The sequence below is a fragment of the Acidovorax sp. sif1233 genome (assembly GCF_019218755.1).
Taxonomy (GTDB): Bacteria; Pseudomonadota; Gammaproteobacteria; order Burkholderiales; family Burkholderiaceae_C; genus Acidovorax.
Genome location: NZ_JAHUWZ010000012.1, coordinates 76745 through 93626, shown reverse-complemented (window position 1 = coordinate 93626; position 16882 = coordinate 76745). Strand labels below are relative to the sequence as shown.

The window sequence follows — 16882 nt, the reverse complement described above, 5'->3', positions numbered from 1 at the left end:
GCGCGGGGCCAGGCGCCCGCACCGTGGGCGGCGGTGATGGACGCCGCCATCGCGCTGCAGGCCGGCGAGGTGCTGGCCGCCCGCGAACTGCTGGCGCGCCAGCTCGCCGCCGCCGCGCCGGCCGCCGCCCCGCTGCCCGCGTGGCTGATGCAGTCGGACCTGCAGCTCATGGACGGCGATGGTGCCGCCGCCGCGCAGACCCTGCGCACGGCGTTGCAGCACTGGCCCGCGCACCCCGCGCTGGTGGCCCAGCTGGCCCGGGCGCAGATGCTGAGCGACCGCGTGGAGGACGCCACGGCCACGCTGGCCCCGGCGCAGGGCACCGCGCACGCGGAGATCGCCCTGGTGCGCGCCGAGCTGGCCCGCCGCCGGGGCGATGCGCCCGCCACGCTGGCGGCCTACACCGAGGCCACGCGGCTGGCCGGGGGCGACGCGCGCGGCTGGCAGGGCCTGGGCAGCGCGCACACGGAGCGCGAGGACTCCGGCCCGGCCCGCGCCAGCCTGAAGCAGGCCCTGGCGCTCGCGCCGCAGAGCCCGGGCGCCTGGGGCGAACTGGGCACGCTGGAGACCTTCGCCAACCAGTTCACGGAAGCGGGCCAGGCATTCAACACGGCGCTCGGCGAGAACCCGGCGGACTATGTGGCGCTCACGGGGCAGGGGCTGCTGCACCTCAAGCAGGGCCAGCCGCAGGCCGCGCTCGACGTGTTCCTGCGCGCCGGGGTGATGGAGCCCCGCTACGCGCGCGCCAAGACCTGGACGGCCGTGGCGTACTACCAGCTCGGCCGCCACCACGATGCCCTGGCCACGCTGCACCAGGCCAGCGCCCTGGACGACAAGGACCCCGTCCCGTACATGCTGCTCGCGCAGATCCACACCGACCTGTTCCAGCCTGGCGAGGCCGTGGAGGCGGCCCGCGCCGCCGTCGAACGCATGCCCTATCTCAAGTCCCTCAACCAGGTGGCCAATGACCAGAAGGGCAGCGCCAACCTGGGCGCCTCGCTCGCGTTCTTCGGCATGGAGGACTGGGCGCTGGAGCTGGCGCAGCAGAGCTTCTACCCGTACTGGGGCGGCAGCCACCTGTTCCTGGCGGACCGCTACCCGGGCGAGTTCAACAAGAACTCGGCGCTGTTCCAGGGCTTCCTCACGGACCCGATGGCGTTTGGCGCGAGCCAGCGGTATTCGTCGCTGCTGCAGCAGCCGGGCGCGCACGGGGCCGTGGGGGTGACGCTGGACAAGGACCTGTACCGCATGCGGGCGCCCGCGGTCACCCTCAACGGCATGGACAACACCCACGTGCCCGTGTCGTGGTTCTTCAAGGCGCAGTCGGCCAATGCCAGCGAGTTTCCGTTCGATCTGCAGGTCAACGATGCCCCGGCCGTGCGGGGCGGCTATGGCGATGTGCGCGCACGCGCGGTCACGGTGGGCGCAGGCATGCAGCCCACCGAGCGCATCAACCTGTTTGCCTATGTGAACCAGTTCGACATGCGCCTGCGCAGCCAGAACCTGTTCGAGACCTCCATGGACAACAAGAGCACCCAGGGCGCCCTGGGCATGTCCTACCGCTGGGGGCCGACCGAGCAGACCTGGATCAAGCTGGGGCGCAGCGTGGAGGACATCCTGCTGCTGCGCTACCCCACGCTGTATCTGCAGCCGCCCTTCGTGAGCCTGATGGGCGTGAGCAGCGAACCCAAGAAACAGTTCACCGACCTGCAACTGCGCCATACGGTGGACACCGCGCCCGGCAGCCGCTGGAGCGTGGCGCTGGAGCACGTGCGCGAACGCCAGAACAACCTGATCGGGGGCGAGGCGGCCGTGGGCGCCAACATCCCGGGCGTGGGCGAGTACCGCGACTACCTGCTGGTGGGCGGGTACAACCGCGTGGACCGGCGCTACACCGCCCTGACCCTGGCCACGACCCAGCGCCTGGACCCCGCGCTGAACCTGGATGCGGCGCTGGGCCTGCAGCAGATACGCCACCGCGTCGATGGCCTGACGCAGAGCTACCTGGTGAATCTGGACCACTTCAGCGAGGAGGAGGCGCGCCGCGCCGAGATGGAACGCGTGGTCACGCCGCGCGTCGGCCTCGTCTGGCAGCCAGCGCAGGGCACTACGGTGCGCATGGCCTACCAGGATTGGCTGCGCCCGCTCAGCGTATCGACGCTCACCAGCGTGGAAACGGCGGGAATTCCCGTCGAGGACCGTCTGGTCGAGGCCGGCGGCCGCCACAAGCGCACCGTGGCGCAGGTGGGCCTGGAGCTGGGTGCGAGCACCTTCCTGAGCCTGCGCGCGGACCACCTGCGCGTGCGCAACCCCGGCACCGTGGGCGTGGACCTGCGCACGCCCAGCCTGCCGTTCCTCGAAGAAATGCGCAACGCGCAGCTCGTCAACCTCTCGACCACCGACCTGCTGGAAGACACGCCCAGCTTCGACTCCGGCACGCTCAAAACCCTGGGTGCGGGCCTCAACCACATGTTCAGCCGGCGCTGGTCGGGCTATGCCAAGTACCTCTACCAGGGCAGCGAAAGCCGCAGCTACGACGCGGACGTGCCCGTGGGCCGCATCCCCTACATCCCGCGCCACACGCTGGCGGTGGGCGCCACCTGGGCCAGCCCGCAGCGGCTGTACCTGAGCGGCCGCGCGGTGTACCGGTCGGAGCGCTTCGAGGACAAGGAGAACCTCACGCGCATCGCGCCGGGCTGGGGCGTGGACCTCATGGGGTTCTGGGAATCGCAGGACAAGCACTGGGTCGTGGGTGTGGCCGCCATGAACCTGTGGGCGCCGAAGTCGGACCGCAGGAAGACCCGCTATGTCCTGGACGCGCGCTACCGCTTCTGAGCCTGCCGCGCCCACCGCGCGGCGCCGGCAGCGGCTGCTGTCGCTGGGGGCCTGCGCGCTGGCGCTGCTGCTGGTGGGCGCCGCCACGCTCAGCCGCCCGTGGCACGCGCTGGAGTTCAAGACCTTCGACGTGCTCACGGCCCTGGCCGCGCCGCAGCGTCCAGGCCTGCCCGTGGTGATCCTGGCGATCGACGAACCCACCTTCCAGGAACTGCAGCAGACCTGGCCGTTCCCGCGCGGCATGCATGCGGCCCTGCTGCGGCGCCTGCACGCGGAGGGCGCCGCCGCCGTGGGCCTGGACATCGTGTTCGCCGACCCGTCCACCGAGGCGCAAGACGCCGCCCTGGCGCGCAGCATCGCCGAGACCGGCCCCGTGGTCCTGGCCGCCACCCGCGAGAAGATCGACAGTGCCAACGCCGCGCTGTGGATGGACGTTCTGCCGCTGCAGCGTTTTCTGGACGCCGGTGCCGATGCGGGCGATGCCGGCGTGGAGCCGGACGACGACTTCGTGGTGCGCCGCGCCCCGGTGGCGCGCGAGAGTTTTGCGTTGCGCCTGGCGCAGCGCGCGGCCGAGGCGCGCGGCCAGATGCCGGTGCTGCGCCACTTCGACTGGATTGGCTACCGGGGCCCGCGTGGCACCTTTGACACGCGCTCGTACTACCAGGCGCTGGAGCCGGGCCTGCTGCCCGCGGGCTTCTTCAAAGGCAAGATCGTGCTGGTGGGGCGCTCGGCGCGCACGGCCACCGAGCTCACGCGCTCGCAGGCCGATCTCTTCAATTCGCCGTTTGGCACGGCGGGGGGCGAGCGGCTGTTCCCGGGGGTGGAGCTGCAGGCCACGCTGGTGGACAACTTCCTGTCCGGCGGCGGGCTGCGCAGCGTTTCGGAGGGCTGGACGCTCGCGCTCACCGCCTTGCTGGTGCCCGTGCTGCTGTGGGGCAGCCGCCGCCTGCACCCGGCGGGCGCGGCGGCGCTCACGGGGGCGCTGGTGGTGGCGATGGGGGCGGTGTCGTGGTGGCTGTTCGCCGGTTTTCGCCTCTGGTGGCCGCCGCTGCTGCCCGCCGCGGCCGCGGTGGCCGTCTACGGCGCGGCCGCGCTCGTGGGCTTTGCCATCGTGCGCCAGCGGGCCCGCCAGACGCGGGCGATGTTCGCGCAGTACGTGCCCCCCGCCGTGGTCTCGCGCCTCATCGCGCAGCCCGGGCTGATGCGCCTGGGCGGCGAGGCGCGCGAGGTGACGCTGATGTTCACCGACCTGGCCAACTTCACCACCTTGTCCGAGCAGCTGAGCGCGGAGCAGACCGTGGAGGTCCTCACCGGCTATTTCAACGCGATGACGCCCATCGTGCATGCCAGCGGCGGCACGGTGGACAAGTTCATCGGCGATGCCGTGATGGCGTTCTGGGGCGCGCCGCTGGACGACCCGCAGCATGCCTTGCATGCGGTGCAGGCGGCCATCGCCATGCAGCAGGCGATGCAGGCGCTGGTGGCCGACCTCGTGGCGCGGGGGCTGCCGCCCATCCACATGCGCATCGGCCTGCACACGGGGCGGGTGGTCGTGGGCAACGTCGGGTCGGAACAGCGCTTTTCGTACACCGCGATCGGCGACGCGGTGAACCTCGCGGCCCGGCTGGAGGGCGCCAACAAGGCGTTTGGCACGGGCATCCTGCTGTCGGCCGCCACGGCCGCGCAGTTGCCCGCCTCGGTGGCGCTGCGCGCGCTGGACGATGTGATCGTCAAGGGCAAGACCGAGCCGGTGCGCGTGTTCACGCCCTGCGACGATGCCGTGGTGCGCGATGCCAGCCTGGCGGCGCTGGACGCCTTCCATGCGCGCGACTGGGAGCGCGCCAATGGCCATCTGGCGCAGGTGCTGGCGCGCGTGCCCGGTGATGCGGCGGCGCTGCGCCTGCAGGAGCGCGTGGCCCTGGCGCGCGCCTTGCCCGCTGGCGGCGCCTGGTCGCCCGCCGTGGCGCTGGACAAGTTGTGAGGATGTTTTGACATGTATTCACCGGGGACATGGCCCGCGGTGCCATCATGGGGTCAGGAGCCTGTCTGACCTGGAGCGTCGAAGCGAAGATTGGCCCAGCGAGGATGGTTTTGCTGGATTTGCAGCCCCATGGCCGAGCCATGGGGCCAAAGACGGTAAAAAAATGGACCGCTGCGGCCAATCCGCAGCCGACGACTCCCAGTCAGACAGGTTTCTCAAGCAACGTCATCTGAAAGGAACCCCGATGCAAGTACACGTCAACACAGACGACCACATCCACGGCGGCGAGTCGCTCGCGCAGTGGATCACGGATGAATCCCGAAGCCGCCTGTCGCGCTTTCAGGATCACGTCACGCGGCTGGAGGTGTTTCTGTCGGACCTGGATGCGGGCAAGTCCGGCGCCAACGACAAGCGCTGCCGCATCGAAGCGCGCGTGACGGGTCGCCAGCCCATCACCGTGACCGACGAAGCCGACAAGATGGCCAACGCCTTCATCGGTGCCGCCGACAAGCTGGGCCGCGCCCTCGATACCGACCTGGGCCGGGCCAAGGACCGCCACGGCCGCGACACCATCCGGACGGCGGTGGAAGAGTAGTTTTGAATGAAATTGGCCGCCAGCGCTTGATGGATAAGCGCTGGCAGCTATAAATTCAGGAGCTTTTCCAGGAGCCTGGTGTTTGTCCTGGAGCGGGGGCATGAGCTGGGCGTGCCCCCCGCGAGGCCCGCCAAGCAACAACGCCCCGCCCCGCTGCGCGGGCGCCGTCCCCCTTCAGGAGGACGGCGCCACGGACGACTCAGGGGGGCAATTTCACAGATCCAGCACCAGCAGCTTGCTGCGCGCGCGCGAGCAACAGGGCATGAACTGCTCGTTGCCCGCTTTTTCTTCGTCGGTGAGGTACATGTCCCGGTGGTCCACCTCGCCCTCCAGCACGCGCGTGAGGCAGGTGCCGCACACGCCCTGCTCGCACGAGGTCAGGATGTCGATGCCTTCGCTGCGCAGGGCCTCCACCACCGACACATCGCAGGCAATGCGGTAGACCTTGCCGGTGCTGGCAATGCGCACGTCAAAGTCCTGATCGCCCGAGGTGTCCTGCGCGGGGGCGCCAAAGTATTCGAGGTGGATATGGTCCTGCGGCCAGCCCAGGGCCTTGGCGGTGGTCACCACGTGGTCGATGAAGCCCGGGGGGCCGCACACATACAGGCGCTTGTCGGGCCCGGGTCCGGCCAGCGCCGCGGGCAGGTCGAGCTTCTGGCCGGGAGCGCCCGCATCGAAGTGGAACTGCGTGTGCGGCGCCATGGCCGAGGCCGCGATCTCGCCGGCGAACGCCGTGCGTTCGGCCGAGCGGGTGCAGTAGTGCAGCGTGAAGTCGGCGCCCGTGTGCGCCAGCCGGTCGGCCATGCACAGCAGCGGCGTCACGCCGATGCCGCCCGCCAGGAGCAGCGTGCGCTGCGCCGGGTGCAGCGCGAAGTGGTTGCGCGGCGTGCTGATGGTGATCACGTCGCCCTCGTGCACGCTGTCGTGCATGGCAACCGAGCCGCCACGCGAAGCGGGGTCGCGCAGCACCGCGATGCGGTAGCGGTGCGATTCGTGCGAGGCGTTGCACAGCGAGTACTGCCGGGTCAGCCCCCCGGGCAGGTGCACGTCGATGTGCGAGCCCGCGCTGAAAGGGGGCAGTGCCGCGCCGTCCACGCGCGCCAGCTCGAAGCTGGCGATGCCTTCGGCCTCGGCCCGCTTGCTGGCCACGCGGACCTGCAGGGTCTCCTGCGCGGTCATGCCGGCTGCTCCGCGGGCGCGCGTTCGGCTGCCAGGGCGCGGTCCAGCACCTTGCGCGATTGCACGCCGCCCGCGTCGATGTTGAGCATGAGCAGCTTGCGCTCGGGGTAGCGCAGCAGGTTCTGCTGCTGCAGCTCCAGCATTTCCTGGTCTTCGGCAAAGATCTTGCCCTGGCCCTCGCGGATCTGCGTGGTGAGCGACGGGTCCTGCGGCTTGAAGTTGCGCGCCATGCCCCAGAAGTAGTGGATGGAGGTCTCGGTCTCGGGCGTGATGAAGTCCACCACGATGCTCGACGCCTTCTTGTCGGCCGGCGCGTCGTAGCCACCGTGGCCTGCCAGCGCCACGCCCACTTCGATCAGCACGTGGCTCGGTGGCGTGAAGTGGCAGATCTGCCAGCGGTCCACGGGCTGGTCGTCGGGCAGGCCGTTCATGCGCAGCGCCATCTTCCAGAACGGCGGGGCTTCGATGCCTTCCATGAAGCGGCTGGTGATGACCTCGTCGCCCTCCACGCGGGTCTTGCAGGGCACCTCGTCGATTTCCTTTTGCCCGATGCTGGTGGCATGCACGTAGGTCTCGTGCGTGAGGTCCATCAGGTTGTCGATCATCAGGCGGTAGTCGCAGGCGATGTGGTACAGCCCGCCGCCATAGGCCCATTCGGGGTTGTCGGCCCAGGGCAGGTGGTGGATGGTGGCCGGGTCCGCCTGGGCCGCGTCGCCGGGCCACACCCAGATGAAGCCGTAGCGCTCCACCACCGGAAAGCTGCGCGCCTTGGGAAACCCCTGCACGCGCTGGCCGGGCATGGACACCGACTTGCCCGTGCATTCCACCCGCAGGCCGTGGTAGCCGCATTGCAGGTGGCCGTCGCACACGGTGCCCAGCGACAGCGGCGCGCCCCGGTGGGGGCAGAAGTCGTCGAGCGCGGCGACCTGGTCGGGCGCGGGGCGGTAGAACACGATCTTCTCGCCGCAGATGGTGCGGCCCAGGGGCTTGTCCGCGATTTCGTCGGGTGTGCAGGCGACGTACCAGGCGTTCTTGGGATACATGGCGGTTTGTCTCTTTCTGTGGGGGTCGTGGGGCCCGGGGCGGCACGGCCGCAAAGCCTGGGCGCTGGTCCGAATTGTGCGAAATGCCGGCGGCGCTGTATACATAAAAATCAGCGAAATCAGCTATCGCACATTGGCATGGCCTATAAGTTGTTGTTTTGATTGATTTTGCTGGGCGTGTTGTGAATCCGAGTGGAAATTTCTGTATACATTGAGGGGCGCCACATGGCGCCTCTGTCTGTGTATTTCTTCGCCGGCCTGCGCAAGGCCGGGCGTGGAGCTCCCCCCATGAATCTGAACGACGACCCCTTGACCGCTTCCGGTCCTTCCCCCGTGGCTGACGCGGGCGCCTCCCAGGCCGTGAAGGCGCAGTTGCGGCTGCGCGAGATGATCCTGGCGGGCGAGCTGCCGGGCGGTGCGCGCATCGCCGAACTGACGCTCGTGGAAAAACTGGGGGTGTCGCGCACGCCCATCCGCGCGGCGCTGATGCGGCTGGAGCAGGAAGGGCTTTTGCACCGGCTGCCCGGGGGCGGGTATGCGGTGCGCACCTTCTCCGAGACGGATGTCGCCGATGCCATCGAATTGCGCGGCACCATGGAAGGGCTGGCCGCGCGCCTGGCCGCCGAGCGCGGTGTGGAGGCCGCCGTGCTGGCCCAGGCCCACGCTTGCCTGGACGACATCGATGCCGCCCTGGTTCCGCGCACGCTGGACGACGAGGGCTTCGCGCGCTACGTGGAGCTCAACGCGCGTTTTCACCTGCTGCTCAGGCGCATGGTGGGCAGCGATGTCATTGCGCGCGAGCTGGACCGCGTCAAGGGCCTGCCCTTCGCGTCGCCCTCGGCCTTCGTGGTGGTCCAGACGCATTCGCACGCGGCGCGCGACATGCTGGTGGTGGCGCAGGACCAGCACCGCCAGGCCCTGGATGCCATCGAACGCCGCGAGGGCGCGCGGGCGGAGGCCATCATGCGCGAACACTCGCGCATCACCCGGCGCAACCTGCTGGCGGCCGTGCAGGCGGCGCAGGTGCAGGGGCTGCCGGGTGTGGGGCTCATCCGCGAGCGCGGGTGATTCTTGGACGGGAAAATGGGTTTCGAGGCATATGTGGAAAGCGCCAGCAGCTATCTTTTTGATACTGCGGCGATGTGGACTTTTGCCGGCCCTCCAGGGTGCCGCGCATGAAGCAGGCGGGCGCGGCCCCGGCGAGTCCGGGTTGGCCCCAGCCCGTGGCTGCCCTCTGCGCCCGAAGGACAGGGTGCCGCCCCAGGGCACCCGGCGGAAGGCTTAGTTATCCCATTTGGCGATATCTAAAAGTCGGAAATCCCACTTGTGAAATGACGCCCCACGCTCCAAACTCCGGCCAGCAGTTGCTGTATACAACGACATTCCACAGGAGACAACGATGCAAAAACGCCACCTTCTTCGCGCCTCGGCCGCTGCCGCCCTGGCTTTGTCCGCAGGCCTCCTGGCCGCCGTGCCCGCGTCGGCGCAGGACAACGTCTTCAAGATCGGCCTCATCCTGCCCATGACAGGCCAGCAGGCCACCACGGGGCGCCAGATCGAGGCCGCCGCCAAGCTCTACATGGCGCAGAACGGCGACACCGTGGCCGGCAAGAAGGTGCAGCTCATCATCAAGGACGACACCAGCCTGCCCGACGTGACGCGCCGCCTGGCCCAGGAACTGGTGGTGAACGAGAAGGTGAACGTGCTCGCCGGCATGGGCATCACGCCGTCGGCCATGGCCACGGCGCCGCTGGCCACGCAGTCCAAGACCCCGCTGGTGGTGATGGCGGCCGCCACGTCGAGCATCACCGAGGCATCGCCCTACGTGGTGCGCAGCAGCTTCACGCTGCCCCAGGTGTCGGTGGCCCTGGCCGACTGGGCGCCCAAGAACGGCATCAAGAAGGTGGTGACGCTGGTGAGCGACTATGGCCCCGGCATCGACGCCGAGAAGTACTTCAACCAGCGCCTCACGTTCAACGGCGGCCAGGTGACCGAGGCCCTGCGCGTGCCGCTGCGCAACCCCGACTTCGCGCCCTTCCTGCAGAAGGTGCGCGACGCCAAGCCCGACGCGCTGTTCGTGTTCGTGCCCTCGGGCGCGGGCGCCGCGGTGATGAAGCAGTTCCTGGAACGCGGCATGGACAAGGCCGGCATCAAGCTCATCGCCACTGGCGACGTGACCGATGACGACCAGCTCAACGACATGGGCGACGGCGCCCTGGGCGTGGTCACCTCGCACCACTACTCGGCCGCGCACCCCTCGCCGCTGAACAAGAAGTTCGTGGATGCCTTCGAGAAGGCCAACAAGGGCCTGCGCCCCAACTTCATGGCCGTGGGCGGCTACGACGGCATGCGCGTGATCTACGAAGCGCTGCGCACCACCAAGGGCGCGGGTGGTGGCGACGCGCTGCTGGCCGCCATGAAGGGCCAGGTTTTTGAAAGCCCGCGCGGCCCGGTGTTCATCGACGCGCAGACCCGCGACATCGTGCAGAACGTGTACCTGCGCAAGGTGGAGCGCGTGAATGGGCAGCTGTACAACGTGGAGTTCGATGTGATCAAGGATGTGAAGGACCCCGGAAAAACCAAGTAACCCCGGGATAGGAAGCCCCCCTGAGTCGCTTCGCGCCTTCCCCCGGAGGGGGACGCCACCCGTGGCCTGGCGAAGCCAGTTCCACGGTGGCACTGGCCTGGGGCGCGCCGGTTGTTGCGGGCGGGGGCGGTTTTCCATCCGGTGTGGGGCGTGCCAGTTTTTGGGGTCGGTGGCCCTCTTTCCTCCACCCGTTCGGGCTGAGCATGTCGAAGCCAGGGCGTCACCGTTCAGGCTGAGCTTGTGGAGAGGGACCACCCGTTCAGGCTGAGCCTGCCGAAGCCAGGGCGCCGTGCACGAGCCCATGACTCTTGTTCGTCTTCATTGAAGTGATTTCATGCTGACCATTCTTTTCGACGGCGTTGCCTACGGCATGCTGCTGTTCATCCTGGCGGTGGGCCTGGCCGTGACCATGGGGTTGATGAACTTCATCAACCTGGCGCACGGTGCCTTTGCCATGGCGGGCGGGTACATCACGGTGCTGCTGATGCAGCGGCTGGGCGTGCCGTTTCTGGTGTGCCTGCCTCTGGCCTTTGTCGGCACGGCGTTGCTGGGGGCGGTGCTGGAGCGCACGCTGTACCGGCCGCTCTACAACAAGGCGCACCTGGACCAGGTGCTGTTCTCCATCGGGCTGGTCTTCATGGCCGTGGCCAGCGTGGACTACTTTGTGGGCTCCACCCAGCAGATCATGCAGCTGCCCGAATGGCTCAAGGGCCGCACCGAGATCGGCAGCGGCGCCTTCATGCTGGGCATGGGGCACTACCGGCTGTTCATCATCGCGGTGTGCGCGGCGCTCACGGTAGGGCTGCAGTACGTGCTGGCCAGGACCCGCTTCGGCAGCCGCCTGCGCGCCAGCGTGGACGACCAGCGCGTGGCCGCCGGCATGGGCATCAACGTGAACATCGTGTTTTTGTCCACCTTCGCGTTTGGTTCGGGCCTGGCGGGGCTGGGCGGAGCGCTGGGCGCCGAGGTGCTGGGGCTGGACCCGAGCTTTCCGCTCAAGTTCATGATCTACTTTTTGATCGTGGTGGCGGTGGGCGGCACCTCGTCCATCACCGGCCCGCTGCTGGCCGCGCTGCTGCTGGGCATCGCCGACGTGGCGGGCAAGTACTACATCCCCAAGCTGGGTGCCTTCATCGTGTACAGCCTCATGATCGTGATTTTGATCTGGCGGCCCCAGGGCCTGTTTGTCCGCAAGGGAGGGAAATGAGATGAACGCTCAGACCTCCATCCTCTTGAAGGCCCGGCGCTTTCGCTGGTGGGAACCCATCTTCTGGATCCTGGCCTTCGTGGCGCCGCTGGCGCTGCCCAGCCATGCGCTCATCATCAACGAGATCGCCATCGTGGCGCTGTTCGCCCTGTCGCTGGACCTGATCCTGGGCTACACCGGCATCGTGTCGCTGGGCCATGCGGCCTTCTTCGGCCTGGGCGGCTATGCGGCGGCGCTGTTCGCCAAGCACGTGATGCCCGACCCGCTGGTGGGCCTGGCGGTGGGCATCGCGGCGGCCACGGTGCTGGGGGCGGTGGCCTCGCTCACCATCATGCGCGGCACCGACCTCACGCGGCTCATGGTCACGCTGGGCGTGGGCCTCATCATGCTGGAGCTGGCCAACAAGCTCGACTGGCTGACCGGCGGTGCCGACGGCCTGCAGGGCGTGGTGATGGGCCCGGTGCTCGGCCAGTTCGAGTTCGACCTATACGGGCGCACGGCGGCGTGGTATTCGCTCACCGTGCTGCTGGTGTTCTTCCTCATCGCGCGGCGCATCGTGCAGTCGCCGTTCGGCGCCACGCTCAAGGCCATCCGCGACAACCGGCTGCGCGCCATGGCCATCGGCATCCCCGTCACGGCCAAGCTGGCGCAGGTGTACACGCTGGCCGCCGCACTGGCGGGCGCCGCGGGCGCGCTGCTCACGCAGACCACGGGCTTTGCGTCGCTCGACCTGTTCGAGTTCCACCGCTCGGCCGACGTGATGCTGATCCTCGTGATCGGCGGCGTGGGCTGGCTCTACGGCGGCATCCTGGGCGCCGTGGGCTTCAAGCTGCTGCAGGACGTGATCTCCTCCGTCACGCCGCAGTACTGGACGTTCTGGATCGGCCTGTTCCTCGTGGTGCTGGTGCTGGTCGGGCGCGACCGCCTGTTCCGCCCCTGGACCTGGTTCCGCGCCGGGCGCAAGCCCGGCGCCAGCTCCAGCGCGGGAGGCCATTGATATGAACACGACAACCTCCACCACCGTGCTGTCGGCGCAGGGACTGGTCAAGCGCTTCGGCGGCATCACGGCCACGAACAACGTCACGCTCGATCTGAAAAAGGGTGCACGCCATGCGCTCATCGGCCCCAACGGCGCGGGCAAGACCACGCTGATCAACCTGCTGACCGGCGTGCTGGAGCCCACCGAAGGCTCCATCGTGCTCGAAGGGCAGGACATCACGCGCCTGGCGCCGCACCAGCGCGTGGCGCGCGGCATGGTGCGCACCTTCCAGATCAACCAGCTGTTCGACAGCCTCACGCCGCTGGAAACCCTGGCGCTCACCGTGTCGCAGCACCAGGGCCTGGGCGGCAAATGGTGGCAGCCGCTGGGCGCGCGCCGTGCGGTCACCGAGCGCTGCGAGCAACTGCTCGAGCAGTTCCACCTGACCTCCGTGATGGCCGAGGAAACGCGCGTGCTGGCCTACGGCAAGCGCCGCCTGCTGGAGATCGCGATCGCCCTGGCCTGCGAACCGCGCGTGCTGCTGCTGGATGAACCCGTGGCCGGCGTGCCTGCGGGCGAACGCGAAGAACTGCTGCAGACCGTGGCGGCACTGCCCGCCGATGTCTCGGTACTGTTGATCGAACACGATATGGACCTGGTTTTCAGCTTTGCCAACCGCATGACGGTGCTGGTCAACGGCACGGTGCTCACCGAGGGTGACCCGGACACGATTGCCAACGACCCGCAGGTGAAGGCCGTGTACCTGGGGCATGGGGAGGATGCGCATGCCTGAGCTGTTGAAGATCGAAGGCCTCAGCGCGGGCTACGGCGAGGCCGTGGTGCTGCAAGGCATCTCCCTCTCGCTGGCCGAGGGCGACACCCTGGCGCTGCTGGGCCGCAACGGCACCGGCAAGACCACGCTCATCAACACCCTGGCGGGGGCCACGCGCCAGCATGGCGGCAGCGTGTCGCTGGGCGGTGCCGTGCTGCACAGGCTGCCCTCGCACGAGCGCGCGGCGGCGGGCATCGGCTGGGTGCCGCAAGAGCGCAACATCTTCAAGTCGCTCACGGTGCACGAGAACCTCACGGCCGTGGCGCGCCCCGGCCGCAAGGGTTCCAGTGCCCGGCCCTGGACCCCAGAGCGCGTGTACGAAATGTTTCCGCGCCTGGCCGAACGCAAGACCAACCTGGGCACGCAGCTGTCGGGCGGCGAGCAGCAGATGCTGGCCGTGGGCCGCGCGCTGGTGCTCAACCCGCGCCTGCTGCTGCTCGACGAGCCGCTCGAAGGCCTGGCGCCCATCATCGTGGAAGAGCTGCTGCGCGCCATCCGCCGCATCACGCGCGAAGAAGGCCTGTCGGCCATCATCGTGGAGCAACACCCGCAGGCCATCCTGGCGATCTCCGACCAGGCCGCCGTGCTGGACCGGGGGACCGTGGTGCACACCGGCACGGCCGCCGAGCTGCAGGCGCAGCCCGAGCTGCTCGGCCGCCTGCTGGGCGTGGCGCGGTAGATCCGCCATGGCCTTCCTGCACCGCAGAACCCTGCTGGCGTTGTGCGCCGTGCCTTTCGCGGCCGGGAGCCAGGCGCAGCAGCCGGCGTTCCCCTCGCGCCCCCTCCGCATCGTGGTGCCCAACGCCGCGGGCGGCGCGGCCGACATCACGGCGCGCACGGTGGGCCAGAAAATCGCGGGCCCCCTGGGGCAGAGCGTGGTGATCGAGAACAAGCCCAGCGCCGGCGGCGTGGTGGCGGGCGAACTGGTGGCGCGTGCTGAGCCCGACGGCCACACGCTGCTGCTCATCAGCAGCGGCACGGCGGTGAGCGCCGCGCTGTTCCATTCGCTGCCTTTCGACACCCTTAAGGACTTCGCGCCGGTGTCCCTGCTGGCCACCTTCGACCTCGCGATCGTCGTGCGCGAAGGCGGGCGCTTTTCCACCCTGGCGGACCTGCTGGCCTATGGCCGCGCCCACCCGGGCAAGCTCAACATCGGCACGCCGCAGATCGGCACCACGCAGAACCTGGCGGCCGAGCTCTTCAAGGTGACTGCCGGCATCGACGCCCAGGTGGTGCCCTTCAACGGCACGCCGCCGGTCATCACGGCCGTGCGCGGCGGCGAGGTGGACGCCATGGTGGACATCCTCGGCGCTCTGATGCCGCAGGTCGCCGCCAAGGCCCTGCGCCCGCTGGCCGTGCTGGGCGCCCGGCGCGCGCCGCAGCTGCCCGGTGTGCCCACGGTGCGCGAAAGCGGCGGCCCGCTGGAGGGCTTCAACGTCACGTCCTGGAACGGCCTGGCCGTGCCCGCGCGCACACCGCCCGCCGTGGTGGAGCGGCTCTCGCGCGAAGTGCAGGCGGCCCTGGCCCAGCCCGACGTGAAAAAACGCCTGCTGGAGCTGAACCTGCAGGCCCAGGGCAGCACACCCGCGCAGGCCAGCGAACACCTGGCGGCCGACGCGCGGCGCTGGGCCGATGTGATCGCCCGGGCCAAGATCGCGCGGCAGTAGGGCGCTCCGCAAGGCGCATGGTGCGCCCGGGGGCAGCGTCGACACGGAGGCAAAAGATGAACCTGCAGATTGAACACATCGGCCTCATTGGCTACGGCGAGGTGGGCAAGATTTTCGGCACGGGCCTCAAGGGCCGGCCGGGCGTGGCGAGCATCGCTGCCTGGGACCTGAAGTTCGGGGACGATCGCACAGCGTCCGCAGAGCGCGCGCACGCAGACCGGGCGGGCGTCGTGGCCACGGCCTCGGTGCGCGAGCTGTGCGGGCGCTCGGACCTTGTCATCTCGGCCGTCACTGCCTCCAGCACGCTGGCCGTGGCCGCAGCGGCCGCACCGCACCTGCGCGCGGGCACGGTGTTCCTCGACCTGAATTCCGCATCGCCCGGCACCAAGCAGCAGGCGGCCGCGCTGGTGGATGCGCGCGGCGCGCACTACGTGGAGGCGGGCGTGATGACCTCGGTGCCGCCCCATGGCATCCGCGTTCCCATGCTGCTGGGCGGCGCACAGGCCGCCGCGCTGGCGGAGGTGCTGGGCCGCTGGGGCATGGATGCCAAGCCGGTGAGCGCGCAACTGGGCATCGCCAGCGCCATCAAGATGTGCCGCAGCATCATGATCAAGGGCCTGGAGGCGCTGGTGGCCGAGAGCTACGCCACGGCCCGCCACTACGGTGTGGAAGACCAGGTGCTGCCCACGCTGCAAGAGACCTTTCCCGGCATCGACTGGAGCGCGCAGGGCGCGTACTTCCTGAGCCGCGTGGTGCAGCACGGCCAGCGCCGCGCGGAGGAAATGCGCGAGTCCGCCCACACCGTGCGCGAAGCGGGCATGGAGCCCGTGATGGCATCGGCCATTGCCGCCAAGCAGCAGTGGGTGGCCGACCTGGCCGCCACGGGCGCGTTTGCGGACGTGGCCCAAGGCGCGCGCTGGCAGGACTACGCGGATGCCTTGCTTGCGGCCCGAACCCCCTCGGGGGACCGTTCTAGGTAGGCTCGAAAACCAGCGGCACGGTGCGCTGGATCAGGTCCAGCGCCGCCTTTTGCACCTGCGTGGCCGGCCGCTGCAGGCTGGTGGCCAGCGATAGCGCGATGCGCAGCGGTGGCTTGCCGGGCGTGCCGATGACCTGGGCGGTGTAGGCCGAAGGCCGGGGCGAGTTGAGCAGCGCATTGCGCGACAGCACCGCGCAGCCCGCGCCGTCGGCCACCAGGTCCAGGATGGCGGAGACGCCGTCGATCTCCAGCGCCACCTCGGGGCGGCAGCCGATGCTGGCCATTTCCGATTCCACATGCATGCGGATGGCGTTCGGGCGCGATGGGATGATCAGCGGCAGCCGCGCCACCTCGGCCAGCGGGATGGGGCCGGGCGGCGGGTCTTCGGCCAGGCCGGGCGGGCGCACGCGCACCAGCACCAGGTCTTCGTCGATGAGGTGCGACACGTCGATGTCGCGCGAGGGCTGGGCGTTGTAGAGCACCACGATGTCCAGGCGCCCGCTGACCAGCCCCTCCAGGATGGCGCCCGAGAGCCCCTCGCTGATGGACAGGCGCGCCTCGGGCAGCTCCTGGCGGAACGCGCGGGTCAGCGGCACCGTCATCACCCGCGCCACGCTGTTGGGCAGGCCGATGGCCACGCGGCCCGACAGCCCGCCGCGCATGCGGTCCATGTCTTCGCGCGCCCGCGCCATCTGGTGCAGGATGCCGCGCCCGTGCTCCACCAGCAGCTTGCCCGCCTCGGTGGGCGTGGCACCCCGGCCGTTGCGCACCAGCAGGTTCTGGCGCAGCTCCACCTCCAGCAGGCGGATCTGGCGGCTCAGTGCCGACTGCGCCACGTCCAGCGCGGCGGCCGCGCGGGTGAAGCTGCCCAGCTCGGCCACGCGCACAAAGTATTCCAGCTGCTTGAGGTCCATGGGGGTCGACAGAGGGGAGTGTTTCCTATCGGTAAATGATATACCTGATAGATGGTGTACCTACTTTTTGTATAGCTTGCCTTC

General features: G+C 69.3%; 14 protein-coding genes. 11 read left to right on the top strand and 3 right to left on the bottom strand.

Going from position 1 to position 16882, the window contains the following annotated elements:
* The 3 genes from KW843_RS25505 to KW843_RS25495 form a co-directional block, all read left to right on the top strand.
* Positions 1–2835, top strand: a 2835-nt coding sequence (locus KW843_RS25505; RefSeq protein ID WP_218297923.1) for a TonB-dependent receptor domain-containing protein, incomplete at its 5' end; no start/stop codon positions are given.
* Positions 2807–4816, top strand: a complete 2010-nt coding sequence (locus KW843_RS25500) for a CHASE2 domain-containing protein (protein WP_218297922.1) — start codon at positions 2807–2809, stop codon at positions 4814–4816. The genes KW843_RS25505 and KW843_RS25500, both read left to right, overlap by 29 nt.
* A 244-nt stretch (positions 4817–5060) precedes the next feature.
* Positions 5061–5411 (top strand): HPF/RaiA family ribosome-associated protein, encoded by a 351-nt coding sequence (locus KW843_RS25495; protein WP_218297921.1) that lies wholly within the window; start codon positions 5061–5063, stop codon positions 5409–5411.
* A 213-nt stretch (positions 5412–5624) separates the two neighbouring features.
* Here KW843_RS25495 and KW843_RS25490 read toward each other — a convergent pair whose 3' ends face one another.
* The gene (locus KW843_RS25490) at positions 5625–6590 is read right to left on the bottom strand and encodes a PDR/VanB family oxidoreductase (RefSeq protein WP_218297920.1); all 966 of its coding nucleotides are present in this window, start codon (positions 6588–6590) and stop codon (positions 5625–5627) included.
* On the bottom strand, positions 6587–7633 hold the full coding sequence (locus KW843_RS25485; protein ID WP_218297919.1) for an aromatic ring-hydroxylating dioxygenase subunit alpha: 1047 nt from the start codon (positions 7631–7633) through the stop codon (positions 6587–6589). Before KW843_RS25485 ends, KW843_RS25490 begins: the two co-directional genes overlap by 4 nt.
* A gap of 288 nt (positions 7634–7921) precedes the next feature.
* On the opposite strand from KW843_RS25485, the gene KW843_RS25480 reads away from it, so the two are divergent.
* From KW843_RS25480 to KW843_RS25445, 8 genes are all read left to right on the top strand, one after another.
* Positions 7922–8701 (top strand): GntR family transcriptional regulator, encoded by a 780-nt coding sequence (locus KW843_RS25480; RefSeq protein WP_255594950.1) that lies wholly within the window; start codon positions 7922–7924, stop codon positions 8699–8701.
* Positions 8702–9032: 331 nt separating this feature from the next.
* Complete coding sequence (locus KW843_RS25475) at positions 9033–10220, top strand: ABC transporter substrate-binding protein (RefSeq protein ID WP_218297918.1); 1188 nt, start codon at positions 9033–9035, stop codon at positions 10218–10220.
* Positions 10221–10554: 334 nt separating this feature from the next.
* Positions 10555–11427, top strand: a complete 873-nt coding sequence (locus tag KW843_RS25470) for a branched-chain amino acid ABC transporter permease (protein WP_218297917.1) — start codon at positions 10555–10557, stop codon at positions 11425–11427.
* 1 nt (position 11428) lies between these two features.
* Positions 11429–12424: a branched-chain amino acid ABC transporter permease gene (locus tag KW843_RS25465; RefSeq protein ID WP_218297916.1), complete on the top strand. Its 996-nt coding sequence runs from the start codon at positions 11429–11431 to the stop codon at positions 12422–12424.
* A gap of 1 nt (position 12425) precedes the next feature.
* Positions 12426–13199 carry an ABC transporter ATP-binding protein gene (locus tag KW843_RS25460; RefSeq protein WP_218297915.1) on the top strand — a complete coding sequence of 258 codons (774 nt, stop codon included), beginning with the start codon at positions 12426–12428 and terminating at the stop codon, positions 13197–13199.
* Positions 13192–13917, top strand: a complete 726-nt coding sequence (locus KW843_RS25455) for an ABC transporter ATP-binding protein (RefSeq protein WP_218297914.1) — start codon at positions 13192–13194, stop codon at positions 13915–13917. The genes KW843_RS25460 and KW843_RS25455 overlap by 8 nt, the downstream gene beginning before the upstream one ends.
* A 7-nt stretch (positions 13918–13924) precedes the next feature.
* Complete coding sequence (locus KW843_RS25450; RefSeq protein ID WP_218297913.1) at positions 13925–14905, top strand: tripartite tricarboxylate transporter substrate binding protein; 981 nt, start codon at positions 13925–13927, stop codon at positions 14903–14905.
* Between the two features lie 62 nt (positions 14906–14967).
* On the top strand, positions 14968–15885 hold the full coding sequence (locus KW843_RS25445) for an NAD(P)-dependent oxidoreductase (protein ID WP_218297928.1): 918 nt from the start codon (positions 14968–14970) through the stop codon (positions 15883–15885).
* Here the strand turns inward: KW843_RS25445 and KW843_RS25440 are convergent.
* A complete protein-coding gene (locus tag KW843_RS25440; RefSeq protein ID WP_218297912.1) occupies positions 15878–16798 on the bottom strand; it encodes a LysR substrate-binding domain-containing protein in 921 nt (306 codons plus the stop codon). The genes KW843_RS25445 and KW843_RS25440 overlap by 8 nt on opposite strands.
* Positions 16799–16882 lie beyond the last annotated feature (84 nt).

Bases quoted from the DNA above. Each gene is read 5' to 3' on its own strand.
- KW843_RS25475 (WP_218297918.1), top strand. From the start codon at position 9,033: ATGCAAAAACGCCACCTTCTTCGCGCCTCGGCCGCTGCCGCCCTGGCT.
- KW843_RS25470 (WP_218297917.1), top strand. From the start codon at position 10,555: ATGCTGACCATTCTTTTCGACGGCGTTGCCTACGGCATGCTGCTGTTC.
- KW843_RS25450 (WP_218297913.1), top strand. From the start codon at position 13,925: ATGGCCTTCCTGCACCGCAGAACCCTGCTGGCGTTGTGCGCCGTGCCT.
- KW843_RS25500 (WP_218297922.1), top strand. From the start codon at position 2,807: ATGTCCTGGACGCGCGCTACCGCTTCTGAGCCTGCCGCGCCCACCGCG.
- KW843_RS25485 (WP_218297919.1), bottom strand. From the start codon at position 7,633: ATGTATCCCAAGAACGCCTGGTACGTCGCCTGCACACCCGACGAAATC.
- KW843_RS25490 (WP_218297920.1), bottom strand. From the start codon at position 6,590: ATGACCGCGCAGGAGACCCTGCAGGTCCGCGTGGCCAGCAAGCGGGCC.
- KW843_RS25455 (WP_218297914.1), top strand. From the start codon at position 13,192: ATGCCTGAGCTGTTGAAGATCGAAGGCCTCAGCGCGGGCTACGGCGAG.
- KW843_RS25495 (WP_218297921.1), top strand. From the start codon at position 5,061: ATGCAAGTACACGTCAACACAGACGACCACATCCACGGCGGCGAGTCG.
- KW843_RS25440 (WP_218297912.1), bottom strand. From the start codon at position 16,798: ATGGACCTCAAGCAGCTGGAATACTTTGTGCGCGTGGCCGAGCTGGGC.
- KW843_RS25465 (WP_218297916.1), top strand. From the start codon at position 11,429: ATGAACGCTCAGACCTCCATCCTCTTGAAGGCCCGGCGCTTTCGCTGG.
- KW843_RS25460 (WP_218297915.1), top strand. From the start codon at position 12,426: ATGAACACGACAACCTCCACCACCGTGCTGTCGGCGCAGGGACTGGTC.
- KW843_RS25480 (WP_255594950.1), top strand. From the start codon at position 7,922: ATGAATCTGAACGACGACCCCTTGACCGCTTCCGGTCCTTCCCCCGTG.